This window comes from Shewanella sp. FJAT-52076, from assembly GCF_019457455.1.
Taxonomy (GTDB): Bacteria; Pseudomonadota; Gammaproteobacteria; order Enterobacterales; family Shewanellaceae; genus Shewanella; species Shewanella zhangzhouensis.
In genome coordinates, this window is sequence record NZ_CP080415.1 from 1,110,157 (window position 1) to 1,135,633 (window position 25,477).

General features: G+C 52.7%; 19 protein-coding genes. 16 read left to right on the forward strand and 3 right to left on the reverse strand.

All coding sequences use genetic code 11. The features are described from left to right. Window positions 1-18: 18 nt before the first annotated feature. From infB to rpsO, 4 genes are all read left to right on the forward strand, one after another. On the forward strand, window positions 19-2,679 hold the full coding sequence (gene infB / locus K0H79_RS04885) for a translation initiation factor IF-2 (RefSeq protein ID WP_220077511.1): 2,661 nt from the start codon (window positions 19-21) through the stop codon (window positions 2,677-2,679). 53 nt (window positions 2,680-2,732) lie between these two features. Further along, window positions 2,733-3,146, forward strand: a complete 414-nt coding sequence (gene rbfA / locus K0H79_RS04890; RefSeq protein ID WP_220067026.1) for a 30S ribosome-binding factor RbfA — start codon at window positions 2,733-2,735, stop codon at window positions 3,144-3,146. After that, complete coding sequence (gene truB, locus K0H79_RS04895) at window positions 3,146-4,093, forward strand: tRNA pseudouridine(55) synthase TruB (protein WP_220077512.1); 948 nt, start codon at window positions 3,146-3,148, stop codon at window positions 4,091-4,093. Before rbfA ends, truB begins: the two co-directional genes overlap by 1 nt. 98 nt (window positions 4,094-4,191) lie before the next feature. Next, window positions 4,192-4,461 carry a 30S ribosomal protein S15 gene (gene rpsO / locus K0H79_RS04900; protein WP_011759080.1) on the forward strand — a complete coding sequence of 90 codons (270 nt, stop codon included), beginning with the start codon at window positions 4,192-4,194 and terminating at the stop codon, window positions 4,459-4,461. A gap of 67 nt (window positions 4,462-4,528) precedes the next feature. Here rpsO and K0H79_RS04905 read toward each other — a convergent pair whose 3' ends face one another. Further along, entirely contained in the window at window positions 4,529-6,571 is a 2,043-nt protein-coding gene (locus K0H79_RS04905) for a bifunctional diguanylate cyclase/phosphodiesterase (RefSeq protein ID WP_220067028.1), read from the reverse strand. 187 nt (window positions 6,572-6,758) lie between these two features. Here K0H79_RS04905 and pnp point away from each other — a divergent pair, with 187 nt between their 5' ends. From pnp to deoD, 10 genes are all read left to right on the forward strand, one after another. Continuing rightward, window positions 6,759-8,858: a polyribonucleotide nucleotidyltransferase gene (gene pnp, locus K0H79_RS04910; protein ID WP_220077513.1), complete on the forward strand. Its 2,100-nt coding sequence runs from the start codon at window positions 6,759-6,761 to the stop codon at window positions 8,856-8,858. Between the two features lie 180 nt (window positions 8,859-9,038). Continuing rightward, window positions 9,039-9,944 (forward strand): lipoprotein NlpI, encoded by a 906-nt coding sequence (nlpI, locus tag K0H79_RS04915; protein WP_220077514.1) that lies wholly within the window; start codon window positions 9,039-9,041, stop codon window positions 9,942-9,944. Between the two features lie 106 nt (window positions 9,945-10,050). Then, on the forward strand, window positions 10,051-11,637 hold the full coding sequence (gene prfC / locus K0H79_RS04920; protein ID WP_220067031.1) for a peptide chain release factor 3: 1,587 nt from the start codon (window positions 10,051-10,053) through the stop codon (window positions 11,635-11,637). A gap of 367 nt (window positions 11,638-12,004) precedes the next feature. Further along, a complete protein-coding gene (locus K0H79_RS04925) occupies window positions 12,005-12,787 on the forward strand; it encodes a TatD family hydrolase (protein ID WP_220077515.1) in 783 nt (260 codons plus the stop codon). A 176-nt stretch (window positions 12,788-12,963) separates the two neighbouring features. Then, window positions 12,964-14,223 (forward strand): NupC/NupG family nucleoside CNT transporter, encoded by a 1,260-nt coding sequence (locus tag K0H79_RS04930; protein ID WP_011759087.1) that lies wholly within the window; start codon window positions 12,964-12,966, stop codon window positions 14,221-14,223. A gap of 288 nt (window positions 14,224-14,511) precedes the next feature. Continuing rightward, window positions 14,512-15,321: an outer membrane protein OmpK gene (locus K0H79_RS04935; protein ID WP_220067034.1), complete on the forward strand. Its 810-nt coding sequence runs from the start codon at window positions 14,512-14,514 to the stop codon at window positions 15,319-15,321. A 345-nt stretch (window positions 15,322-15,666) separates the two neighbouring features. After that, entirely contained in the window at window positions 15,667-16,440 is a 774-nt protein-coding gene (gene deoC, locus K0H79_RS04940) for a deoxyribose-phosphate aldolase (protein ID WP_220077516.1), read from the forward strand. A gap of 146 nt (window positions 16,441-16,586) precedes the next feature. Beyond that, window positions 16,587-17,918, forward strand: coding sequence for a thymidine phosphorylase (gene deoA, locus K0H79_RS04945; RefSeq protein ID WP_220067036.1), 1,332 nt, complete (start codon window positions 16,587-16,589; stop codon window positions 17,916-17,918). Between the two features lie 11 nt (window positions 17,919-17,929). Further along, window positions 17,930-19,153, forward strand: a complete 1,224-nt coding sequence (locus tag K0H79_RS04950; protein ID WP_220077517.1) for a phosphopentomutase — start codon at window positions 17,930-17,932, stop codon at window positions 19,151-19,153. A gap of 92 nt (window positions 19,154-19,245) precedes the next feature. Beyond that, complete coding sequence (gene deoD, locus K0H79_RS04955; RefSeq protein WP_126166104.1) at window positions 19,246-19,956, forward strand: purine-nucleoside phosphorylase; 711 nt, start codon at window positions 19,246-19,248, stop codon at window positions 19,954-19,956. 138 nt (window positions 19,957-20,094) lie between these two features. Here the strand turns inward: deoD and K0H79_RS04960 are convergent, their stop codons facing one another. Further along, a complete protein-coding gene (locus K0H79_RS04960; RefSeq protein WP_220077518.1) occupies window positions 20,095-20,910 on the reverse strand; it encodes an AhpA/YtjB family protein in 816 nt (271 codons plus the stop codon). 78 nt (window positions 20,911-20,988) lie between these two features. Between K0H79_RS04960 and serB the strand changes: the two genes are divergently transcribed. Further along, window positions 20,989-21,939: a phosphoserine phosphatase SerB gene (gene serB / locus K0H79_RS04965; protein ID WP_220077519.1), complete on the forward strand. Its 951-nt coding sequence runs from the start codon at window positions 20,989-20,991 to the stop codon at window positions 21,937-21,939. A gap of 92 nt (window positions 21,940-22,031) precedes the next feature. Then, window positions 22,032-23,009, forward strand: a complete 978-nt coding sequence (locus K0H79_RS04970) for an alpha/beta fold hydrolase (protein ID WP_220078093.1) — start codon at window positions 22,032-22,034, stop codon at window positions 23,007-23,009. A gap of 8 nt (window positions 23,010-23,017) precedes the next feature. On the opposite strand, the gene K0H79_RS04975 is transcribed toward K0H79_RS04970, so the two are convergent. Next, window positions 23,018-25,396: a PilZ domain-containing protein gene (locus K0H79_RS04975; RefSeq protein ID WP_220077520.1), complete on the reverse strand. Its 2,379-nt coding sequence runs from the start codon at window positions 25,394-25,396 to the stop codon at window positions 23,018-23,020. Window positions 25,397-25,477: the final 81 nt, after the last annotated feature.

The following is a 25,477-nucleotide window of genomic DNA, read 5'->3' on the forward strand; positions in this document are numbered from 1 at the left end:
CAACAGGGGAGGTAACCTATGACGGAAATTACGGTAGAGAAACTAGCCACAGAAGTCGGTAAAACTGTTGATAGACTTATCGAACAGTTTGCCCAGGCCGGTATCAAGAAGGCTAAAGTTGACACTGTGTCTGAATCAGAAAAACAGCAACTGCTGGACTTTTTGAAGAAGCAACACGGCGGCGACGCTCAGCCAACCAAAATGACACTGCAGCGTAAGACTGTGTCTACGCTGAGCGTGTCCAGCGGTGGTGGTCAGTCTAAAGACGTGAAAGTCGAAGTGCGTAAGAAGCGTACTTTCGTGAAGCGTGACGGCAACGAAGCAGCCCTGAAGGCCGAAGAAGAGGCCCGTGCTCAGGCTGAAGCAGAAGCCAAGGCAAAAGCTGAAGCAGAAGCCAAAGCGAGAGCAGAAGCCGAAGCCAAGGCAAAAGCCGAAGCTGAAGCCAAGGCAAAAGCCAAGGCCGAAGCGGAAGCCAAAGCCAAAGCAAAAGCCAGCGTCAGTGCTGCCAAAGAACAGCCAAAGCCTGTTGAGTCTGAAGAAGCCAAGGCTGAAGCTGCTCGCCTGAAGGCGCAGCAGGAAGAAGCTGCCAAGAGCAAGGCTACTCAGGAAGAAGCCGCTGCCAAAGAAAAAGCGCGTCTGCTGGCTGAAGAAAACGCCGCTCGTTGGGCTGAAGAAGAGCGCCGTCGTATCGAGGCTGAGCGTTATGGCGATCACCATGTGACCACGTCCAAGGTAGCCCGTGCTGCCGAAGACAGTGCCGATCTGGATGATGAAAAACGCGGTCGTCGCAACCGCAACAAGACTCAGACCAAGAGCAAGCGTGGTGGTAAAGACGCTCGCGAAGGTCGTGAGAAGCATATGAAGTACAAGAGCACTCCCGAGTCCATGGCACACGGCTTTAACAAGCCCGTGGCAGCTGTGACCCGTGACGTGCGCATTGGCGAGACTGTGACTGTGGCCGAGCTGGCACAGAAGATGGCAGTTAAAGCCACTGAAATCATCAAAGCCATGATGAAGATGGGATCCATGGTAACCATCAACCAAGTACTGGATCAGGAAACTGCCCAGCTGGTTGCTGAGGAAATGGGCCACAAGGTTGTACTGCTGCGTGAAAACGAGCTGGAGCATCAGGTTCTTGCGGATCGTGACGATGAAGGCACCACCAAGCTTGAGCCTCGCGCTCCTGTGGTAACCATCATGGGTCACGTTGACCATGGTAAGACTTCCTTGCTCGACTACATCCGTCGCACCAAGGTGGCGGCTGGTGAAGCCGGTGGTATTACCCAGCACATCGGTGCCTACCACGTAGAAACCGACAACGGCATGATCACCTTCCTGGATACCCCTGGTCACGCGGCCTTTACCGCAATGCGTGCCCGTGGCGCCAAGGCAACTGACATCGTTATTCTGGTTGTGGCCGCCGACGACGGCGTAATGCCACAGACCATCGAAGCTATCCAGCACGCCAAGGCCGGTAACGTGCCTTTGATTGTGGCTGTGAACAAGATGGACAAGCCAGAAGCCGATATCGACCGTGTGAAGAACGAACTGTCTCAGCATGGCGTAATGTCAGAAGACTGGGGTGGCGAGAACATGTTCTGTTACGTGTCTGCCAAGACTGGTCAGGGCGTTGATGAACTGCTGGAAGCTATCCTGCTTCAGGCTGAAGTTCTGGAACTCAAAGCTGTACGTGATGGTATGGCCGCCGGTGTGGTTATCGAATCTCAGCTCGACAAGGGCCGTGGTCCGGTAGCGACCGTTCTGGTTCAGGAAGGTACGCTGCGTCAGGGCGACATCGTTCTGTGTGGTCTCGAGTACGGTAAAATTCGTGCCATGAAAGATGAAAACGGTCGCCCAATTATGGAAGCCGGTCCATCTATTCCTGTAGAGATCCTTGGTCTGTCAGGTGTGCCTTCTGCCGGTGACGAAGCGACTGTGGTGCGTGACGAGCGTAAAGCCCGTGAAGTGGCCCTGTATCGTCAAGGCAAGTTCCGTGATGTGAAACTGGCGCGTCAGCAGAAGTCCAAGCTCGAGAACATGTTTGCCAACATGACCGAAGGCGAAGTACAGGAACTCAACATCGTCCTCAAGGCCGACGTACAGGGTTCTCTGGAAGCCATCACCGACTCGCTGCGTAAGCTGTCTACCGATGAAGTGAAGGTGAACATCATCGCTTCCGGTGTAGGTGCTCTGACCGAAACCGACGCGACTCTGGCTGCCGCTTCCAACGCCATCATGGTTGGCTTTAACGTACGTGCCGACGCCCAGGCCCGTAAGACCATCGAATCTGAAGCCGTTGATCTGCGCTACTACAGTGTGATCTACGACCTGATTGACGAAGTGAAGTCTGCCATGAGCGGTATGCTGTCACCTGAGTTCAAGCAGCAGATCATTGGTCTGGCCGAAGTGCGTGACGTGTTCAAGTCGCCTAAGCTTGGCGCTATCGCCGGCTGTATGGTGATTGAAGGTATCGTGAAGCGCAGCGCGCCAATCCGTGTACTGCGTGAGAACGTGGTAATCTATGAAGGTGAGCTGGAGTCTCTGCGCCGCTTCAAGGACGACGTGAACGAAGTCCGCAACGGCATGGAGTGTGGTATCGGCGTTAAGAACTACAATGATGTTCGCGTAGGCGATCAAATTGAAGTGTTCGAAACTATCGAAGTCGCACGGACACTCTAACAACCAAAAAAGGGCGGCTCAGGCCGCCCTTGTTGATTTTATGGTAAGTAATCATGGCAAGAGAATTTAGTCGTACCCGCCGCATCGGTCAGCAGCTGCAACAGGAGCTGGCCTTTGTACTGCAGCGGGACATGAAAGATCCTCGCATCGGCATGGTAACCGTCAATGACGTGGATGTATCCCGCGATCTGAGCCACGCCAAAGTGTACGTGACCTTTTTCGAGGAAGATCCTCAAGTTATCGAAGCCAAACTGGCTGCCCTCAATACCGCTGCACCTTATGCCCGTACCCTGGTGGCCGGTCGCATGAAGCTTAGGGTGATGCCTGAGCTGCGCTTTATCTACGATGCGTCTCTGGTTGAAGGTATGCGCATGTCAAACCTGGTGAGTAAGGTCATTCGAGACGATGAGGCCAAGAAAGGTCACAGCGGCGATGAACCCCAGGAAGGACAGCGCGAGGAAGACTGATGGCAAGACGCACCAAAGGGCGCAATATCGACGGTATCGTCCTGCTGGACAAGCCCACAGGCATGAGTTCCAATCATGCCCTGCAGCGGGTCAAGCGCATTTACAATGCGTCCAAAGCCGGCCATACAGGCGCGCTCGATCCTTTGGCGACTGGCATGTTGCCAGTGTGCCTCGGTGAGGCGACCAAGTTTTCCCAGCACCTGCTGGATGCGGATAAGCGTTATCTGGTTACCGCCAAGCTTGGTCAGCGTACTGATACCAGTGATTCCGACGGCGAAGTGGTCAGCGAAAGACCCCTGAACTTCACTCAGGAGCAATTGGATTCAGCCCTGGACAGTTTCCGTGGCGATACCCTGCAGGTACCTTCGATGTTTTCGGCGCTCAAGTATCAGGGCCAGCCCCTGTACAAGTATGCCCGTGAAGGTAAGGAAGTACCACGTGAAGCCAGGCCCATCACAGTATTCGAGCTTAACTTTATCAAGCTTGAAGGCGATGAGCTGACGTTGGATATTCACTGCTCCAAGGGCACCTATATCCGTACCATCATCGACGACCTCGGTGAAAAGCTTGGCTGTGGCGCCCATGTGATTATGCTCAGGCGTACCGCTGTCGCCGGTTATCCTTATGAGCGCATGGTGACCATTGAAGCTCTCGAAGCATTGCTCTCGCAGGCAGAGCAGGAGGGCGTTGAGCCGAGGACCTTGCTCGACTCGCTGTTGCTGCCGATGGATACTGCGGTGGCCGATTTTCCGGAGGTCAATATTCCGGATGCGGTTGCCCCTTATCTGATGAACGGAAACCCGGTGCGCGTTGCTGGTGTGGCCTGCGACACCCTGATGCGCATTACCCTTGGTGAAGCCAGACGGTTTGTTGGTGTGGGTGCCATCAATGAAGATGGCCAGCTGGCGCCCAAGCGCCTTGTTGTCTTTTACGATGATGAAGCCTAAAGCGGTTGCTACGGCAGTCGAATGTGGCTAAAATATCGCGTCTTCTTGGCTGAGTTAGTGATCGGCTGAGACAATTTACTGATATTTTGGAGATATTCATGTCACTAAGTACTGAAGCTAAAGCAAAAATCCTGGCTGAGTTTGGCCGTGGTGAAAACGACACTGGTTCAACTGAAGTTCAGGTAGCTCTGCTGACTGCTCAGATCAACCACCTGCAGGATCACTTCAAGACTCATATTCACGATCACCACTCACGTCGTGGTCTGCTGCGTATGGTTAGCTCTCGTCGTAAGCTGCTGTCTTACCTGCAGCGTACCGAGAATGAGCGTTACAACGCTCTGATCCAAAAGCTGGGTCTGCGTCGCTAATCCAGCGAAGCAAGAAAAAAGGAGGCATTTGCCTCCTTTTTTCGTTTCTGGAATCGGCTTTTATTGGTTAACCGTGGAGGTTTTGTATTTCAGCTGTCTGTGAACGGATGTATTTCTCTTCAAACTCTTCCATGGGTAACGGCGGACTGAAGTAAAAGCCCTGACCAATACCGCAACCTGCATTTTTGAGCCACTGCAGCTGCTGCTCATTCTCAATACCTTCCGCGACAATCCGCAGATCCAGCTGTTTCCCCAACATCAGAATGGTCGATGCGATGGCGCTGTCGTTGGGCAGGTCAGTCACGAAACAGCGGTCAATTTTCATGGTGGTAATCGGCAGATGTCGCAGATAAGACAGCGAGGAATAGCCGGTACCAAAGTCATCTACCGCAATACCAAAACCGGCATTTTTAAGCTGTTCCAGTTTGCTGATGGCCGTTTCTACGTCGCTCATCAATGAAGTTTCGGTGATTTCGACTTCCAATAAATCCGGCGATATCTGATAGCGCAGCGCCATCTGCTTGATATCAGGCACCAGGCTGGCATCGGCAAATTGCTGTGATGCCACATTGACCGCAATGGGAATGGCGAAGTTGTACTGCTTTTGCCAGTGGCGCAGTGTTTTACAGCTTTGCTCCAATACCCAGCGGCCGATGGGAACTATGATGCCGGTTTCTTCTGCGACCGGAATAAAAGACATGGGGCTTATCAGACGGCCATCTTTTTGCCAGCGGATTAACGCCTCGCAGCCCATGACCTTGCCTGTGGTCAAATCCAGCTTGGGCTGAAAGTGCAGTACGAACTCGTCGTTTTTGAGCGCATCATGCAAAGACGCTTCGGTGCGTAAACGCACAGCCGCGCGCTCTGTCATTTGCTGCTTAAAGAAGGCCCACTGGTTCGAGCCGGAGGCCTTGGCGCTGTACATGGCGATATCGGCGTGTCGGATAAGATCTTCGGCGCTGTTGCCATCCTCTGGGTAGAGGGAGATGCCCACAGAGGCTGCGGGATGGATAGAGTGGTCCCCAAGCTGAATGGGATTGTTCAGCTGTACCAATAGTTTATCGACAAAGTCTGCTGCCATGTCGGCACAGTGGATTTCGTCCGCCAGGATAACGAACTCATCACCGCCGAGGCGGGCAACCGTGCCTTTATCACCCACTACCCGCTCCAGCAGCCGCGCGATACGGGCAAGGAATTGATCGCCCAGAGCATGGCCCAGGGAGTCGTTGACGTTTTTAAAACGGTCGAGGTCGATAAACAGCAGGGTAAAAGAACGCTTGTGAACCCGGGCGCGCTGTATTGTCACAGCAATGGTTTCGAGCAGCAAGGTACGGTTTGGCAGGCCGGTGAGAGGGTCTCTGGTGGCCATCTTGCGCAGTTTGCTCTGGGTCTGGCCAAATTGCAGCAGGATTTGATTAAGTTTGGTGGTTACCAAGCCCAATTCATCGTCTTTATGGGCATCGGAAATGGGGAGCAGGTTTTCATCCGGTGACTCTGGCTCAATCTTGTCGATGGCTTCACTTATGCGGGCAATCGGCTGAGTGAGAAAGCGGTGAAACACGATGGACAACACCAGCGTCAGAAACAGCGCCCGCGCCAGGGTCGCCATAAAACCCACTTTTAGCTGGCCGAAGAGGGTATTTGCCAGTTCCTGGGTATCATAAAAAATAGTCAGGCTGCCAATCAGCTGCTGTTGTCTGGAGCCTTCAAAGTAAAAAGGGCGGTACAAAGGACGGGAGATTTCACGTAAATCCCCGAAGAGTTCTTCACTTAAACTATTAAAAAAATTTGAGTAGGTGTTTTTGCCGTTGGTGACCGAGACAAACAGCGAACCATCATCCAGCTCGATAACCGAGGCGCCTACATGCTCGACTTTAAGCACTCCTTCAAGGGTTTGACGGGCGAGGTTATCATCCAGAGCCCACACCGCATTGGCAGCAGGTTGTTCAACCGAATCAAGCAGTTCCTGCTGGCTGGAAGTCAAGGCTTCCCGGGTTGACATTACCATCAGAGCCAGCTCGATGATAAAAATCGCAACAGCAAAAAACAGCGCTGTGAAGACAACGAGGTTGGTTTGTTTCCAGGTAAGTGATTTGAACCGAATCGCCATCAATCAGTTTCCGGGCTAATAGAAGCGTTAGGGCAGGTCCGTTCCGGGACGGATTTCGCCAGTCCGATAAAAGCCACTGTAGTGAAAAGTTAAAGATTTGTCACCAGATTCCACTCTTTAACTATCTACTTGACTTGCAGTATACTTACGCGCGTATTTCAAGGTCATTAATTAAGGAATGGGTCACGTGAATCCTATCGTAAAAAGTTTTGAGTATGGTCAGCATACAGTCACTCTGGAAACAGGCGTAATCGCTCGTCAAGCCGATGGTGCCGTAATGGCAAGCATGGGCGACACAACTGTACTGGTTACCGTTGTGGGCAAGAAGGAAGCAGATCCAGGCCGTGACTTCTTCCCACTTACCGTAAACTACCAGGAAAAAACTTACGCAGCCGGTAAGATCCCCGGTGGCTTCTTTAAGCGTGAAGGCCGTCCATCTGAAGACGAAACTCTGATTGCCCGATTGATCGATCGTCCAATCCGCCCCCTGTTCCCTGATGACTTTACCAACGAAGTACAGGTCATCATCACAGTGGTATCGGTAGACCCTCAGATTGAGCCGGACATTGTTTCTATGATCGGTACTTCTGCTGCCCTGGCGATTTCAGGTATTCCATTCAATGGTCCACTGGGCGCTGCCCGCGTAGGTTATGTGAATGGCGAATACGTGCTGAACCCAGGTGCCGCTGAACTGGCTGGCAGCGAACTGGACCTGGTGGTTGCAGGTACCCAGAGCGCCGTACTGATGGTTGAATCTGAAGCTAAATCTCTGCCAGAAGAAGTGATGCTGGGCGCCGTGGTTTACGGCCACGACCAGCAGCAGGTTGTTATCAATGCCATCAACGAGTTTGCTGCCGAAGCGGGCAAGCCACGTTGGAATTGGACTGCACCTGTTAAGAACGAAACTCTGGTTGCACAAATCAAAGAGCTGGCCGAAGAAGGCCTGACAGCCGCTTACCAGATCATGGCCAAGCAAGAGCGTTACGAAGCCGTTGGTGAAGTGAAGAAAGCCACCATCGCCAAGCTGCAGGAAGCCAATCCTGAAGTGAACGTACGTGAAGCGGCCGATCTGCTGGGTAGCCTCGAGAAGAACGTGGTTCGCAGCCGCATCATCGCTGGCATGCCACGTATTGATGGCCGTGAGCCAGACATGATCCGTGCCCTGTCAGTTATGGCCGGTGTACTGCCACGTACCCACGGCAGTGCGCTGTTCACCCGCGGTGAAACCCAGGCGCTGGTAACCTGTACTCTGGGTACCGAGCGTGATGCACAGAAGATTGACTCCATCATGGGCGAGCGCACCAACCGCTTCATGCTGCACTACAACTTCCCTCCATACTCTGTGGGTGAAACCGGTATGGTTGGCTCGCCAAAGCGCCGCGAAATCGGTCACGGCAAGCTGGCATGGCGTGGTATCAACGCCGTAATGCCGTCTGCCGAAGAGTTCCCATACTCTGTACGTGTGGTATCTGAAATCACCGAGTCCAACGGTTCTTCTTCCATGGCCTCTGTGTGCGGTACCTCTCTGGCGCTGATGGATGCCGGTGTGCCTATCAAGACTTCCGTGGCCGGTATTGCCATGGGCCTGGTTAAAGAAGGCGACAACTTCGTGGTTCTGTCAGACATCCTGGGTGACGAAGACCACCTGGGCGACATGGACTTCAAAGTGGCCGGTACCCGTGATGGTGTTACTGCCCTGCAGATGGACATCAAAATCGAAGGTATAACCAAAGAAATCATGGAAATCGCTCTGCAGCAGGCTTATGGCGCCCGCGTTCACATCCTGAACGTAATGGACCAGGCCATCGGCAGCGCCCGTCCAGATATCTCTGACTTCGCTCCTCGCATCACCACCATCAAGATCAACCCAGAGAAGATCCGTGATGTTATCGGTAAAGGCGGCGCCGTTATCCGTGCGCTGACCGAAGAAACCGGTACCACCATCGAGCTGGAAGACGACGGTACTGTGAAGATTGCCTCCAACAATGGCGACGCGACCCGCGAAGCTATCCGCCGCATCGAGGAAATCACCTCTGAAGTGGAAGTGGGCCGTCTGTACACTGGTAAGGTTATCCGTATCGTTGACTTCGGTGCCTTCGTGAACATCCTGCCTGGCAAAGATGGTCTGGTACACATCTCGCAAATCAGCGATGAGCGTGTAGCCAACGTATCTGACCACCTGCAACTGAACCAGGAAGTGACCGTGAAGGTAATGGAAGTGGATCGTCAGGGTCGTGTGCGTCTGTCTATCAAAGAAGCTCAGGTTAAAGAACCTGCTGCCGAATAACAGATAGCCATAACGGTTAATAAAAGGAGACCTTTGGGTCTCCTTTTTTATTGAACAGTGAAAACCAGGCCGACAATTTATAATAAATATCAATGGCTGATGGCGGGTGACAGTATGGATTGCTATGATGGAGCGACACAGGGCCCATTAGGGTTTCGCAGGTCGAAAGGTGAGAGTTGGATGGAGCTAAAACTCAGAACATTGTTGGTGTCGGTCCTGATTGGGGCAAGTATGATGTCTGGCGGCTGTGCGTCGACCAGTGGCAACACCTCGCTCAATGATGCAGATGGTCGCTTGGTTGTGGCGCCACTATTGCCGGACTACAAGCACGAAGTTAGCCTGGCGCGGCTTAACGAAGTGCTTGCCACCATGGACCTCAACGAAGAGCAATTGGCGCGGGTCTATTACGAGCGCGGTGTGCTTTACGACACCCTGGGGCTGAGATTGATGGCGCGACTCGATTTCCATCAAGCGCTGAAAATCCTGCCTAATATCGCCGATGCTTATAATTTTCTGGGCATTTATTACACCCAGGAAGGCGATTTCGATAACGCTTACGAAGCCTTTGATGCCGTCCTCGAGCTTGAACCCAATTATGACTATGCCTATCTGAACCGTGGTATCGCCCTTTACTACGGTGAGCGCAGCGATTTGGCTGTCAGCGATATGGACATGTTCCTCAGACGCGACCCCTCCGATGGTTATCGGGCGCTTTGGTATTATTTAATCGATACCAAGCTTGACCGACAGAATGCGCTGAAGAATCTGGCCGAGCACAGGCAGTTGCTGAAAGACGACTGGGCGGCCGCCATTGCCGATTTTTATCTGGGGATTGTGAGCAAAAAAGCCCTGTTTGAAAAGGCGAAACTTGGCCTTAATCATCCCCGTGAATACGCCGAACGGCTGTGTGAGGCTTACTTCTATGTTGCCAAGGCGGAAGAGTCGCTGGGCAACAAAGATGCTGCTGCCAACTACTTCCGTTTGGCGCTGGCCACCAACATCTACGACTTTGTTGAGCACAGGTATGCCAGGGTCGAACTGGCCCGTATGGCAGAACAAGCTCAGGCAACAATCGACAAGCCTTAAGCGCTGTCGTTGTACTCAAGGCCAATTTAGGCGAAAATACCCCCCAATTTAGTGCCATTCGAGTCGCCGCCTTAGGGCGGCGACGCTACTTGAAAGAAAGCTATCCATGTCAAATACATTGCTTGCCGAAGTGGCTTCACGCCGCACCTTCGCCATTATTTCTCACCCGGACGCCGGTAAAACCACCATTACCGAAAAGGTGCTGTTGCACGGCCGCGCTATCCAAAGCGCCGGTACTGTAAAGGGGCGGGGCAGCGGTCAGCATGCCAAGTCTGACTGGATGGAGATGGAAAAAGAGCGTGGTATTTCGGTTACCACCTCTGTGATGCAGTTTCCTTACAACAGCTGTCTGGTGAACCTGCTCGATACCCCCGGTCACGAAGACTTCTCGGAAGATACCTACCGCACCCTCACGGCGGTGGATTCCTGTTTGATGGTGATTGACGCCGCAAAGGGTGTGGAAGACCGTACCCGTAAGCTGATGGAAGTCACCCGTCTGCGCGATACCCCTATCGTGACCTTTATGAACAAGCTCGACCGTGATATTCGCGATCCTATGGAGCTGCTCGACGAGGTAGAGACCGAGCTCAACATCCTCTGCGCTCCCATCACCTGGCCCATTGGCTGCGGTAAGCTGTTCAAGGGCGTTTATCATCTGCATCGTGATGAAACCATCCTGTATCAGACAGGTCATGGTCACACCATTCAGGAACTGCGCATTGTAAAAGGCCTGGATAATCCTGAGCTGGATGCTGCTGTCGGCAGTGACTTTGCCGAGCAACTGCGTGAAGAGTTGGAGCTGGTACGCGGCGCCTCCAACGAGTTCGACAAGGAATTGTTTTTGAGTGGTGAGTTGACACCTGTCTATTTTGGTACAGCTCTGGGGAACTTTGGTGTAGACCATATGCTCGATGGCCTGACGCAGTGGGCACCTGCTCCTATGCCACGAGAGACCAGCGAGCGCACCGTGGAAGCGGGTGAAGACAAGTTCTCCGGCTTCGTGTTTAAAATTCAGGCCAACATGGATCCCAAGCACCGTGACCGTATCGCCTTTATGCGTATAGTCTCGGGTAAGTACACCCAGGGCATGAAGATGAAGCACGTGCGCATCGGTAAAACCGTGAACATCTCAGATGCCGTGACCTTTATGGCCGGTGACCGTGAGCGCGCCGAAGAAGCCTTTGCGGGCGATATTATCGGTCTGCATAACCACGGTACTATCCAGATTGGTGATACCTTCACCCAGGGTGAGGATCTCAAGTTCACCGGTATTCCCAACTTTGCACCTGAAATGTTCCGCCGTATTCGCCTGAAAGACCCTCTAAAGCAAAAGCAGCTGCTTAAGGGCCTGGTACAGCTTTCAGAAGAAGGTGCTGTGCAGGTATTCCGCCCGCTGGACACCAACGATCTTATCGTGGGCGCTGTGGGCGTGCTGCAGTTTGAGGTGGTAGTTGCCCGCCTTAAGTCCGAATATAACGTTGAAGCCATCTATGAGGCGGTCAACGTGGCGACGGCACGTTGGGTCTATTGTGAAGATGGGCGTAAACTGGAAGAATTCAAACGTAAGTGTTCCACCAACCTGGCATTGGATGGTGGTGACAACCTCACTTACATTGCCCCCACCATGGTTAATCTGAATCTGTCGATGGAACGTTATCCCGACATTCAGTTTGCCAAGACCCGCGAGCATTAATCGCGGAGCCAAAAGGCGGGGATACCCGCCTTTTTTATTGCCTGTTGTACGGAGGTGAAGCATGTTGTCCTGGATAAAGCGTGGTTGGAAAGCCTACACGGATTGGTGTGACCGCATGGGACTGGCACCGGAAAATCGACGCTGCTGTGCCCCCAGGTTGGAAGAGCCCGAGCTCGAGTCAAAGTGCTCAAGGCATACCGGGGCAGATCATTCAGGGATGCCCCCCGCAACGGTCGCATCTTACGAGCGCCTGACAACAAATTCCCCAGAGAGCGACAAACACAGACAATGAGGCTCGATGGGCTGATTTAGTGCATTTATCCTGAATACAAGCAACTCTTCATCATGAGTATCGGAGGAAAAACCTTTGTCGGCATCCCTGAGGCTCATTGACAGCCATGCACATCTGGATTTTCCTGAGTTTGACCCCGACCGAGACGCAGTGTTTGCGGCCATGGCAGAGGTTAACATCTCGACGTGCATTATTCCCGGCGTTTCTCCTGCCCATTGGGACAGGCAGCTTCAGGTTGCCCACCAATATGCCTGTCCCTATGGGCTGGGTCTGCATCCCTGGTATGTGGACGCCAATTGGCAGAGTGCCATAGATGAATTATCCGAACGATTGGACAGCCACCGCAGTGATAAGAAGTTGGTTGCTGTGGGTGAATGTGGTCTGGATAGGATCCGGGATGGGAACTGGCACTGGCAGCTGCAGGCGTTAGAAGCCCAGTTGTTGCTTGCCAGCAAACATCAATTGCCGGTTATTCTTCACAGTGTTAAATCCCACGAACCCCTGATTTCCCTGCTTTCCAGTCATTCGTTACCTCGCAGAGGGGTGATACATGGTTTTTATGGCAGCGTTGAAGTAGCCAAGCGCTATATTGAGCTGGGATATCTTTTGGGTATCGGCGGCCTGTTATTGAATGATGATGCGAAAAAGCTGCATAAAGTTGTTGAGACATTACCGATAGAAAGTTTCATTTGCGAGACAGATTCGCCCGCAATGGCACCCAAAAGTGCTAGAGGAAGTCGTAATTCCCCCCTCTTAATTGGTCAAATTGTCACCAAAATGGCCCATTTGCAAAAAAAATCCAATGTTCTAATATCAGAACGACTGTTAAGCAATGTAACGCAACTGTTTGAGCTATAGGTTTTTTCACTTAAACAGGTGTTTGTCGCAATGTTTGTTGTTGCTAAGCGGTTGAAATTTAAGTTCAAAAATTTGATCAAAACGACGATTTTCAGCAAGGGCTAAGGTATAATCTTGCTCGGAAATAGGTTGGTTAACAACATAACTAAAAAGTGTTAACAAAAGGGTGATGGTTAATGAGTATATTAATGAGCTTGGTAGGCGTTGCAGTCCTACTTGGAATAGGTTTCCTCCTTTCCAATAACAAAAAGGCGATCAGTGTACGTGCCGTTGGCGGTGCGCTGGCTATTCAGGCTGCCTTTGGTGGCTTCGTTCTGTATGTACCTTGGGGTAAAGACATCCTGAAGACTGTGTCTGACGGTGTATCTGCCGTTATCGGTTACGGTCAGAATGGTATCAACTTCCTGTTCGGTGATCTGGCTCAGTTCAAAGTTGGCTTCATTTTCGCCATCAACGTACTGCCAGTTATCATTTTCTTCTCTTCTTTGATTGCCGTACTGTACTACCTGGGCATCATGCAGTGGGTCATCCGTATCATCGGTGGCGGTCTGCAAAAAGCCCTGGGTACCAGCCGTACCGAGTCTATGTCTGCTACTGCGAACATCTTCGTAGGTCAGACTGAAGCACCTCTGGTAGTGCGTCCATTCATCCCAACCATGACTCAGTCTGAACTGTTCGCCATCATGGTGGGCGGTCTGGCTTCTATCGCGGGTTCTGTTCTGGCTGGTTACGCTTCTATGGGCGTTAAGATTGAGTATCTGGTAGCTGCGTCATTCATGGCCGCTCCAGGTGGTCTGTTGATGGCCAAACTGATGCACCCAGAAACTGAAAACACCAAGAACGAAATGGATGAGCTGCCAGAAGATCCTGACAAGCCAGCCAACGTTCTGGACGCTGCCGCTGCCGGTGCTTCTTCTGGTATGCACCTGGCCCTGAACGTAGGCGCGATGCTGATTGCCTTCGTGGGTCTGATTGCCATGATCAACGGTATCATCGGTGGTGTAGGTGGCTGGTTCGGTGTTGAAGGTCTGACCCTCGAGCTGATCCTCGGTTACATCTTCATGCCACTGGCATTCCTTATCGGTGTTCCATGGAACGAAGCCCTGGTTGCCGGTTCTTTCATCGGTCAGAAGATCGTTGTGAACGAATTCGTAGCCTACCTGAACTTTGCTCCTTACCTGAAGGACATCGCTGACGGCGGTATCGTAGTAGCTGAGACTGGTGCTGCTATGTCAGACCGTACCAAGGCTATCGTATCTTTCGCTCTGTGTGGATTCGCTAACCTGTCTTCTATCGCCATTCTGCTGGGTGGTCTGGGTGCCATGGCGCCTAACCGTCGCCACGATCTGGCCAAGCTGGGTATCCGTGCTGTTATCGCCGGCTCTCTGGCGAACCTGATGAGTGCGACTCTCGCAGGTCTGTTCCTGGCGATTTAATCGCGCAGAGGGGCCCTGATATCGGGGCCCCTGTTAATACAACCATTTTCCAACGAATCGTCTGAAACTTATCCATCACTGAGACAATCGGCGATGGGGCTTAATGTAAACCAATTGTAAAAATGGTTAATTGGGCTAAGGGGTCGTTTCACGACGTTGTTCACAAATAAGAATTTAATGTTCGTGTTTTCTGCCGCCAATATTGTGCTTTCGCACGGGCAAGGTAGAATACACGGGCAAAATAAAAACGCTGCCTCGAGCAGCAAACCTAGATAAATGGGGTTGATGATGAAAAACGTTAAAATGATGGCTGTTGCCGCCGCTACTTTTGCTGCTCTGTCTACCGGTGCTGCTCAAGCTGAACAGTTCTACGGCTTCTCTAACATGTCCGTGAACTACCTGGACTGGACCGCTAAAGCAGAAGATCGTTCTAACAACGGTTACGGTGGTGCTAAAGAAGATTTCGTATACCTCGAAATCGAAGGCGGTGCTGGTTACTCTTGGGGTGACGTATACGGCTTCGTCGATCTGGAAAACCCAGAAAACATCAACAAGAGCGAGCGTGACTTCAGCGGTAACCCAGTTACTGACTCTTTCCGTATCGCTGCCAAAGGTTCTATCGCTGCCAACATCGGTAGCAGCAACTGGAACGTTTACTCTCACCTGTACAGCCTGACTGTTGCCGGCGAAGGTTTCTTCGACCAGAACCTGGTTGTGGGTGTGAGCTACGACGTATTCACTGATTCAGGTTTCTGGATCAAGCCATTCCTGGGCGTACACTACGAAAACCAAACCTTCGCTGGTTCAGGCTTCAACGGCTACATGGCTGGTTGGGTTCTGGGTTACAACTTCGAACTGGGTGGCCAGAAGTTCATGGTTACCAACTGGCACGAAACTGAATTCGCCCGTGAAGACCAGTTCCGTGGCAACGGTACTCAGTACACTCTGAAGTCTACCGGTCAGAACGGTGCAGTATCTCTGTGGTGGAACGCCACTCAAGAGCTGACCTTCGGTCTGCAGTATCGCTATGCTGATCACAAGCTGGGCACTGCTGCTTACCACGATGCGGCTATCTTCACTGCCAAGTACAACTTCTAATTGTACTGTGGAGCCGTGCGTTGCACGGCTCCATGCTTAATGCTTAGGTCTTAATCTTTACTCAAGCATGGTTTTATCCCAAAGAGCATGTTTAAGTAAGGTTTGTGAGCTCTCGCGTTAAAAGGGATTTTTCGCGGAAAGCAGAAACTCACTGTTTCCCCTTTCCGGTCTTCAAGGATTCAAGTCGTGGTAAACATTATCGACACTGAATACCTGTAGCTATGTCGTCATGACATCTGGCATCGCCTGAAGGCCCGGCCATAATTATTCCAACAACCTGCCACCTCACGGCGTTGCCCAGGACTAGATTTCTGTTTCATTTGAATTACGTCTCGGAGAACAACTATGAGCGATCTTAAAAAAGCAGCCCAGCGTGCCATTGAGTTGATGGACCTCACTACGCTGAACGACGACGATACCGCCGAAAAAGTGATTGAGCTTTGCAAAAAAGCCGTTACTCCAGCCGGTCATACCGCCGCTATCTGCATCTATCCCCGTTTTATTCCCATCGCCCGCAAGACGCTGATTGAACTTGATGCTGAAGATATCCAAATCGCCACTGTGACCAACTTCCCTCACGGTAACGACGATATCGCGATTGCTGTGCTCGAAACCCGTGCGGCCGTGGCTTACGGTGCTGACGAGGTGGACGTAGTATTCCCATACCGCGCCCTGATGGAAGGCGATGAAACCGTGGGCTTCGAGCTGGTTAAAGCCTGTAAAGAAGCCTGTGGTGACGATGTGCTCCTTAAAGTCATCATCGAGTCCGGCGAGCTGAAAGATCCAGCCCTTATCCGTAAGGCCTCTGAAATTTCTATCGATGCAGGTGCTGATTTCATCAAGACCTCCACCGGTAAAGTACCAGTTAACGCCACTCTGGAAGCCGCTGAAATCATGCTGACCGTGATCGCCGATAAGAACCGCGCTGTAGGCTTCAAGCCTGCCGGTGGTGTGCGTGATGCCGCAGCGGCAGCCGAGTTCCTTGGCACTGCGGCTCGCATCCTCGGTGAAGATTGGGTGACTCCACGTACCTTCCGCTTCGGTGCTTCCAGCTTGCTTAGCAGCCTGCTGCACACCCTGGAGCTGGCAGAAGCACCAAAAGGCGCCCAAGGCTACTGAGCCCGGGTCTGATTTGTGATCCGCGTCGAAACGGTCAGCTTCATCTTTGGCTAATATGAGTCTGTAATATTTTTACAGTTTCGACGTTCCAGAGGACGAATTGTCGGTAGAAACTGAAGGCTACCGACATTCTTGGAGACAGCAGTATGTTTCTGGCACAAGAGATTATTCGCAAAAAGCGCAACGCAGAGGCTCTCAGCAAAGAAGAAATTCAATTCTTTGTGAAAGGGATTACCGACAACAGCGTATCCGAAGGACAGATTGCCGCGCTGGGTATGGCGGTATATTTCAATGACATGACCATGGACGAGCGTATAGCGCTGACCACGGCCATGCGTGATTCAGGTACCGTCCTCAACTGGGATAGTCTGGGGTTGAACGGCCCTGTCATCGACAAGCACAGCACAGGCGGTGTCGGCGATGTGATTTCGCTGATGCTTGGCCCCATGGCCGCAGCCTGTGGTGGTTATGTGCCCATGATTTCAGGTCGCGGGCTGGGTCATACCGGTGGCACACTGGACAAGTTTGACGCCATTCCCGGTTACCAAACGGAGCCCTCCAGCGAGCTGTTTCGCAAAGTGGTAAAAGAAGCCGGGGTTGCCATTATTGGCCAAACAGGCGATCTGGTTCCTGCCGACAAGCGTTTCTATTCCATCCGCGACAACACGGCCACTGTCGAGTCTATCTCTCTTATCACTGCATCGATTCTGTCGAAGAAGCTGGCCGCTGGCCTGGATGCGCTGGCGATGGACGTGAAAGTAGGCAGCGGCGCCTTTATGCCTACTTACGAAGCCTCGTTGGAACTGGCGCGCTCTATTACCGCCGTGGCTAACGGTGCTGGCACCAAAACCACAGCGCTGCTCACCGACATGAATCAGGTGCTGGCCTCCTGCGCCGGTAACGCGCTGGAAGTGAAAGAAGCCGTGGATTTCCTGACCGGTAAATACCGTAATCCCCGCCTCTATGAAGTCACCATGGGCCTGTGTGCCGAGATGTTAGTGCTGGGAGGTCTGGCGGCCAATGAAGCCGACGCCCGAGTCAAGCTCAACACAGTGCTGGATAACGGCCGCGCTGCCGAGATTTTCGGCAAGATGGTGTCTGGTCTGGGTGGTCCTGCAGATTTTGTTGAAAGTTACGATAAGTATCTGCCCAAGGCATCCATAGTACGCCCCGTGTACGCAGAACGTGACGGCTTTGCCTATAGTATGGTGACCCGTGAGCTGGGTCTTGCGGTGGTCACTCTGGGTGGTGGTCGTCGTAAGCCCGGTGATGCGCTGGATTACAGTGTGGGCTTGTCCAACGTGTGCGCCCTTGGCCAGTCGATAAACAAAGACACGCCGCTTGCCGTAATCCATGCGCAGTCTGAGGCCGCTTTCGAAGAAGCCGCCAAGGCCGTTCGTGGGGCTATCACGGTCAGCGATAAGCAACCTGAAAAAACACCTGAGATCTATCAGTACGTCCGTGCTGAAGATCTGTAAGGGGAAGAGTTATGAAACGTACCATTATTTTGATGCTGGACTCCTTCGGCATAGGTGCTGCAGATGATGCAGACAAATTCGGCGACGTAGGTTCAGACACCTTTGGTCATATCGCACAAATGTGCGCCGATGGTAAAGCCAACAACGGCCGTGAAGGTGAACTCAAGCTGCCAAACTTAAGCCGTCTGGGTCTCGCCCATGCAGCCAAAGAAGCGACCGGTGCATTTGCCCCAGGCTTTGGTGGCAACGTCGATATCATCGGCGCTTACGGTCACTGTCAGGAGCTGAGCTCAGGTAAAGACACCCCCAGTGGGCACTGGGAAATGGCTGGTGTGCCCGTGCTGTTTGAGTGGGGTTACTTCAGCGAGCATCAAAACTCATTCCCAAAAGAGCTCACCGATAAAATTCTTGAGCGTGCGGGCTTAACCGAGTTCCTGGGTAACTGCCACGCCTCTGGCACCACCATTTTGGAAGAGCTTGGCGAAGAGCACATGAAAACCGGCAAGCCGATTTTCTACACCTCTGCCGACAGCGTATTCCAGATTGCCTGCCACGAAGAAACCTTCGGGCTTGAGAATCTCTATCGCCTGTGTGAAATCGCCCGCGAAGAGCTGGAGCCGTACAACATCGGCCGTGTGATTGCCCGTCCATTTGTAGGCACAGGTCCAAGCGACTTTGCCCGCACCGGCAACCGTCGCGACTACGCGGTTGAGCCGCCATCAAAAACCGTGCTGGATAAGCTCAAAGAAGCCGGTGGTGAAGTGGTGAGTGTGGGTAAAATTTCCGATATTTACGCCCACTGCGGTATCACCAAGAAGGTAAAGGCATCAGGCCTGGAAGACCTGTTCGATGCCACCCTTGAGCAAATCAAACAGGCGGGTGACAACACTATAGTGTTCACCAACTTTGTCGATTTTGACTCCCACTACGGCCATCGCCGCGACGTATCCGGTTATGCCAAGGCACTGGAATACTTCGATGCCCGTCTGCCAGAGCTGATGGGGCTGCTGGAAGAAGGCGATCTGCTGCTGCTCACTGCCGACCACGGCTGCGACCCAACCTGGCAAGGTACCGACCACACCCGTGAGTTCGTGCCTGTGCTGGCTTATGGTGCCGGTCTCAAGGCGGGGTCCCTGGGGAAGCGCGGTAGCTTTGCGGATATAGGTCAGTCTATTGCCAGCTACTTTGGTTTGGCGGCAATGGAATACGGTGAGTCATTCATGCCAGCCCGCTAAGGGTGGCTGAAAAAGTTTCGTTTTGGCGGCTTCCTTTGAGTCGCCTATTATCAAAGACTTAAGTCTTAATCAAAAATACAGGGGTTATACAGATGGCTACACCACACATTAATGCTGTAGAAGGTGCATTTGCTGAAACCGTACTTTTCCCGGGCGATCCGCTGCGTGCCAAGTACATTGCCGAAACCTTCCTGGAAAACGTTGAGCAGGTTACCGATGTGCGTAACATGCTGGGCTTCACCGGTACTTATAAAGGCAAGCGCATCTCTGTGATGGGCTCTGGCATGGGTATCCCAAGTTGCTCTATCTACGCCACTGAGCTGGTAAAAGATTACGGCGTGAAGAACCTTATTCGCGTAGGTACCTGTGGTGCCATCAGCACTGACGTTAAGGTTCGTGACGTGATCATCGGTATGGGCGCCTGTACCGATTCTCAGGTTAACCGTCTGCGCTTCAAGGGCCAGGACTTTGCCGCTATCGCCGACTACAGCCTGCTGAGTGCCGTGGTTGAGTCTGCCAAGACCCACGGTATCCAGACCCGCGTTGGTAACGTATTCTCTGCCGACCTTTTCTACACTCCCGATCCTGAAATGTTCGACGTGATGGAAAAGATGGGCGTGCTCGGCGTAGAAATGGAAGCCGCTGGTCTGTACGGTGTAGCCCACGAGTTCGGTGCCCGCGCCCTGTGTGTGGTAACTGTCTCTGATCATATCCGTACCGGTGAGAAGACCACCTCTGATGAGCGTCAGACTACCTTCAACGATATGATCATCATGACCCTGGATGCGGCCATCAACCTCTGATGCTGAATCTGTGACAGGCCTTGGCCTGTCAGGTACGAAAAAGGCTCCCTAGGGAGCCTTTTTGTTATCGGTGCTTTTTATGCTTTTGCATCTGGCTGGATTGCAGCATCGACATGTTTCCAGCGTGGGCGGCTATTCTCAGTTGCCTTTACCGCGATCATGCTCTTTATCTGCATCGGTATTAACCGCGTTGCGGATTTCTGAATTCATCATCTCAGCTGAGTCTGGGGCCTGAAGCGCTTTATCCGTCTTTGACTCACCTTGCTCCGTTTTTGACTTACCTTGCTCCGGCTGTGTCTCAACCGGGCTCATCACTTCTTCTGGTTTTTCACCCGTCATGGTGGCAAGCAGTCGTTTGGCTTTGAACTTACGTCGGTCAAAGTGGGCACGCTTAAATGACATAGAGCGAGACAACAGCATGCCAATCAAACCCGCCACCAACAGCATGATTTGCTGCTGCTCCATATTGAGTTTGTGGGCTTCTTCAATCTCGGCCAAAAATAACTTGGGTTCCAGGCGAACCTCAACATAACCCAGGTTTCTGTCTCCCTGCATTACGGGTTCTACATAGGGCGGAAAGGGGGCGAGCAGGTCTTTCAGCTCCTCAGAATCGGCCTCCAGCCATTCGGATGACAAGCTTTGGGCGAAGGAGAGGCGAGTGCCCTGTTCGCCATAGATGGCCGCTGCCATTACCTTGGGATCCTCCACCAAGGCCGTGGCTAGCCACTGCAACTGTTCATCGTTCTGTAACAGCAACGCCGGTGCAGCGCCATAGGCCGTCTGTTGTACCAACAATCTTGCCATCTTTTCGGTTTGGGACTTCAGAAGCTGCTGGCCTTGTAGTAGGCTTGACTGCCACAGCTGGACAAGCCCCGCCAGCAGCGCCAGTGCAATGGCAATCTGCAGCAGTCGGCTGATTTTCTGGCTTTTCTTTAGTCCTTTAAGATACAACACCTTGACCCTTAAAAATTGACGCTTTGAGCTAATCATAAAGGATAAGGCATCAAGCGGATAGCCGGAGAACTCTCACCCATGGAAAACACCTCTGAGTATGTGCTGCAAACCCGTCTTCACGCTTTGGCGGCTTCCCGTCAGGGCAAATTGAGCCTGTATGAAGAAGGGCAAGCGCCACAAGGAGAGCGGGTGAGATTGGTATGGGAAACTCAAGCCACCGAGGAGCTGATTTTTACTCGCCTGGCAGTGCTTAACTGTGCGGTCGCCCCCTTGGTGAGAAGCAATGCCCTCAAAGGGTTAGAGTTGGTATCCAAAGGACAGGACAATCTGCCGGCAGCATTTGATGGCGTAGCCAGCCTGGAAGTTTTTCCCGTCACCGAATCTCTGCCTTCACTGCGTCATCCGGGACTGCTGGTGATGGATATGGACTCTACAGCTATCAAGATTGAGTGTATCGATGAACTTGCTGCCATGGCGGGTGTTGGTGAAGCCGTCGCCGAAGTTACCGAGCGAGCCATGCAGGGAGAGCTTGATTTCGAGCAGAGCCTGCGTCAACGGGTGGCAAAGTTGGCCGGTGCCGATTCAGGCATTATCGATACCCTGTGCGCCCGCCTGCCGCTGATGGACGGGTTGACCGAGATGCTGGCCGAGCTTAAAGCCCATGGCTGGAAGCTGGTGGTCGCTTCTGGCGGCTTCACGCCGTTTGTGGGGCATCTCAAGGCCACGCTTGGGTTGGACGCTGCCTTTGCCAACGAGCTGGTCATTGCCGATGGCAAGCTGGTGGGCGAAGTGACAGGCACCGTGGTCGATGCCGACTTCAAGGCCGATGTAATCAGTCGACTCGGCGATGAATACGGTATTAAAGACGGTCAACGCCTCGCCATTGGTGATGGTGCCAACGATATTCCCATGGTGCAGCGAGCCGACTTTGGCATCGCTTATCATGCCAAGCCCAAACTGGCTGCAGCTGCCGATGCCCGTATTCAAACCCTGGATTTGAGGGTGCTTCCCTTCTTGCTACAAGCCTGAAATCCCGAAGGTTTGAGTAATTGCTCTTGAGTTTTGTCTGTGCTCTGGTTTAGCCTGATTGAATATAGGCCCAGGCACAGACCTTGATAACCATGACAGCGCTTTCGACCCAAACTTCTTCCAGCCCCCAGCAAAAAGACACTATTTCCCAGCAATCGTTGTTTTTACCTTACGACGGCGGTCAGTTGCACCTTAGGCATATCAGTCCTGCTTCCCCTTCTACTGCGCGCTCACCCTTGCTGATGCTTCACGGTGCCATGTCCAATGGCCGGGTGTTTTACAGCGACTCTGGGCGGGGACTGGCGAGCTTTTTGGCCCGGCAGGGGTTTGAAGTGTATGTACTGGACACGGCGGGACGGGGCCTGAGTACCCCAAAGCTGTCCAAAGGTATTGACCCGGGGCAGGGCAAGGTTATCCGCGAGCAGTTACCTCTGGTGCAGGCATTCATTCTCGAGCGCCATCCGTTAACGCAGGGTGTACACTGGTGTGGCCACTCTTGGGGCGGAGTTCTGATGGCAAGCAGCCTGGTGAGATACCCGGACATGGCAGCCAGGGTGCGGTCTTTGCTGACCTTTGGCAGCAAAAGAACCATCCGAACCCGCTCGCTTAAAAAATGGTGGATGGTGGACATGTTCTGGAACCGGCTCGCCCCAGCCATCGCCACACAGCGCGGATATTTACCGGCCGATAGCCTGAAACTCGGGATGGATAACGAGAGTATCAGATCCCTCAGCGAGAGCATCGACTGGGTGCGTGGTGACTGGATAGATCATGATGACGGTTTTGACTATGCCAACGCGGCCAGGGCCAATGGCCTGCCACCGGCCTGGTTTATTGCGGGTGCCCGGGATACTGTGCTGGGTAACCCCAGTGATGTGAAAGACATGATGGCAGAATGCTGCGCAGCCGATGCCCGCTATACCTTGCTGTCACGGGAAAGTGGATATCGCCACGACTACGACCATGCAGGCATGCTGACACACCTTGATGCCCCGTCGGATCATTTTATACAGGTGGCTGACTGGTTGCTTGGCTTTGATGTGACGGCGCTGAAAGACCCGCTTAACTAGGCCGCTTTTTACTGAGCAAGCGCCGGGAAACGAAGCACAACTTCGTCCGTGACATCCAGTAACTCTCCCACGCCAACGATGCGCCACAACTGTTCTTCAAGTTGCTTGGCCTTGTGCTGCGCGTGTATATGTATGTATTCGAGTTCCCGGCGAATGCAGCTGTTGTCTGGTTTACCTGTGGCGCCGCGGTAAAGACGGATAGCCATAAACTTACCCACCTGATTACTCTGGTTGATAAAGTTCAGTTGTGTGTCGACTGACCCCAGCTCTTCGGAAGGTACAAACTTCAGCAGTATGCCGCCTCTGGATTGCCGCATCACCTGCACAAACAGCTCTACGTAGCTCATTTCATCGTTGGGGCGCAGGTTTCGTATGGGGTCCAGGACCGCCTGTTTCAGTATGCCATTTCCAAGCAGTGGTGACAGATTATAATGCTGAGGCTCGCTGCTCAGCGCAGCAAACATGTCGGTAATGTCATGGCCCTGCACGCTGGTGCCGAGGAAGCTGACAACCTGCGTCTTGGCGGTTTTTTCGATAAAGAAAGGCACGCCGTAAAGCTTGCGCATCACCAGGTTTTTCAGGCCGTCCGACAGCTCTTTAATGTCACTGTTGTTTTCGCTGAGCTGGGTAAGCTTCTCCCGATTATGGACAATCAGCTTGTTGAGAAATTCGACCCCGGGATGTACTTCATGGCCAATGATGGCTGCAAGGTGCAGTACCATGCCGTCCTTGCGGGATTTCACCAGGCGATAGGGCAGGTCAACCAAGCGGCTTTTACCGGCAATGGCCTGCAGCTTTGGCAGTGAGAGGGTCACGGGTTTGCCTTCTTCAAAGGCACTGGCATTATCCAACACCACCTGTAGCCCACGACTGGAAATGTCGTTGGTCAGTCCCTGTACCTTCAAACCACCCTGGTGAATTTCTGCCAGGGTTTTAAAGGCAAACCTGGCCTCCCTGCGCCTCTCACTGAATTCCAGTGATACCTGTTTAATGCTGCTTTGAACCGCTTTCTTCTGGCCATAGACTTTAAGCGCGTTGGCGTTGGCATTGTTGTACCAGCCTTTATATTGCGACTTCGCGGGGTCATGGGTCAGGTCCATCAGCTGCAGTACGTGGCTGAAGCTGGCGAGCTGTTGCTCGGTCAGGGCGGAATAGTTTTCCGGGTCTCCGGGGATCACCGAACTTTTGTATCGCTTGCCGTGATCTATGGTATCCAGGGTTAACTTAAACACCCGCCAACTGGGTTTGCCCGCACCGAAGCCAAAAAAGAGCTCCCGCTCTTTACGGTGTTTAAGCTCAGCCAGGGTCGCTGAATAGAAAAACAGTTTGCCGTTGGCGTTATGGGTGAAGCAAAAAAAGGTGCGGTGTTCGGCGTCATCGGCATTGCGAAGGGCCATGGCAAGCCTGCCGGGGGTCAACATGCCTTCCAATTGGCTGATGTCGTTCTCATCCTGGAAGTAATGCAAAATTGCCTGATTATCAGGGCTTAACAGTAGATGGCTTAACCTGGGCTTATCGCCCCTGTTGTCCAGAAACAGCGGCAAGTGTGGCAAATGAGGCAGGTAATGGCGCTCAAACCCGAGACCTGTGGCCGTGACCAGCACGTCGTTGATATCGACCTTATAGCGAAACTTATAACCACGAATGAGATTGGCGAGCATCTCCGACAGCCCTTCCGAGCCGCCAAGGCGCTTGAGTCGCATCCAGGTAAATTCGCCATTGCCTTCGGCACTGACTATCTGATATTCCACCCCGTGCTGCAGATCCTCGTAATAAAACTCCTGGCTCAGTTCAACCAGTTTTACCTTCAAGGGGATATCGAGGGAAAACGGGTGTCTCGATGGCAATCGTATGCGGGCACCACCCACCGACAGGTCAGCCGTGATCCCGGGGATTTCACCTCGCCCCGGCTGCGATACCAGAATTTTCATGCTGTAATTCATCCGCTCTTCGGTGCGGCTGAAATAGTTGCCGAGTACTATACCGGGCACAGTAAAAGGCTGAGATTCTGCAGAGGAAACGGCTGACGGATTTTCCTGGGATTTTTGCCGGCGCTTACGATGGGCATTCATCACCTCTTCATACACGCCCAGAGTGTATTTACCCTGATACAGGGCCAGAGTCTGCTGGAAAATCTGTTTGGCAGGCTCGTCGAGGAAATGGGTTTGACGCCCTGCACGCAACTCTTCGCAGGGGAGTTCAGACTTGTCACGCAAATCAATCAGACGGGTGCACTCTGAGCCGAGGCGATTTAATTCCATCTTCAGCAAAAAGCGGGTCGAGTTGGACTCTCCCGCAGTCAATTGCTCGAACACCTGCGGGAAGTTGGGTTCCAACATCAGGGGTTTGAGCTGTTCTATCAGTGCTGAATGTTCGGTCAGGCTCATGGGTATTTGTCTTTTTGCCGTGCCATCGGAGAGAGGAATTGCTAGTCTATTATCGGCAGCTTTTCTGGGTTCTATACTCAA

What these genes read in the sequence shown, in the direction of transcription:
- rpsO (WP_011759080.1), top strand. Translation starts at nt 4,192, where the DNA reads ATGTCACTAAGTACTGAAGCTAAAGCAAAAATCCTGGCTGAGTTTGGC.
- K0H79_RS04950 (WP_220077517.1), top strand. Translation starts at nt 17,930, where the DNA reads ATGAAACGTACCATTATTTTGATGCTGGACTCCTTCGGCATAGGTGCT.
- K0H79_RS04935 (WP_220067034.1), top strand. Translation starts at nt 14,512, where the DNA reads ATGAAAAACGTTAAAATGATGGCTGTTGCCGCCGCTACTTTTGCTGCT.
- deoC (WP_220077516.1), top strand. Translation starts at nt 15,667, where the DNA reads ATGAGCGATCTTAAAAAAGCAGCCCAGCGTGCCATTGAGTTGATGGAC.
- K0H79_RS04905 (WP_220067028.1), bottom strand. Translation starts at nt 6,571, where the DNA reads ATGGCGATTCGGTTCAAATCACTTACCTGGAAACAAACCAACCTCGTT.
- serB (WP_220077519.1), top strand. Translation starts at nt 20,989, where the DNA reads ATGGAAAACACCTCTGAGTATGTGCTGCAAACCCGTCTTCACGCTTTG.
- K0H79_RS04930 (WP_011759087.1), top strand. Translation starts at nt 12,964, where the DNA reads ATGAGTATATTAATGAGCTTGGTAGGCGTTGCAGTCCTACTTGGAATA.
- K0H79_RS04975 (WP_220077520.1), bottom strand. Translation starts at nt 25,396, where the DNA reads ATGAGCCTGACCGAACATTCAGCACTGATAGAACAGCTCAAACCCCTG.
- deoD (WP_126166104.1), top strand. Translation starts at nt 19,246, where the DNA reads ATGGCTACACCACACATTAATGCTGTAGAAGGTGCATTTGCTGAAACC.
- prfC (WP_220067031.1), top strand. Translation starts at nt 10,051, where the DNA reads ATGTCAAATACATTGCTTGCCGAAGTGGCTTCACGCCGCACCTTCGCC.
- rbfA (WP_220067026.1), top strand. Translation starts at nt 2,733, where the DNA reads ATGGCAAGAGAATTTAGTCGTACCCGCCGCATCGGTCAGCAGCTGCAA.
- infB (WP_220077511.1), top strand. Translation starts at nt 19, where the DNA reads ATGACGGAAATTACGGTAGAGAAACTAGCCACAGAAGTCGGTAAAACT.
- nlpI (WP_220077514.1), top strand. Translation starts at nt 9,039, where the DNA reads ATGGAGCTAAAACTCAGAACATTGTTGGTGTCGGTCCTGATTGGGGCA.
- K0H79_RS04970 (WP_220078093.1), top strand. Translation starts at nt 22,032, where the DNA reads ATGACAGCGCTTTCGACCCAAACTTCTTCCAGCCCCCAGCAAAAAGAC.
- truB (WP_220077512.1), top strand. Translation starts at nt 3,146, where the DNA reads ATGGCAAGACGCACCAAAGGGCGCAATATCGACGGTATCGTCCTGCTG.
- deoA (WP_220067036.1), top strand. Translation starts at nt 16,587, where the DNA reads ATGTTTCTGGCACAAGAGATTATTCGCAAAAAGCGCAACGCAGAGGCT.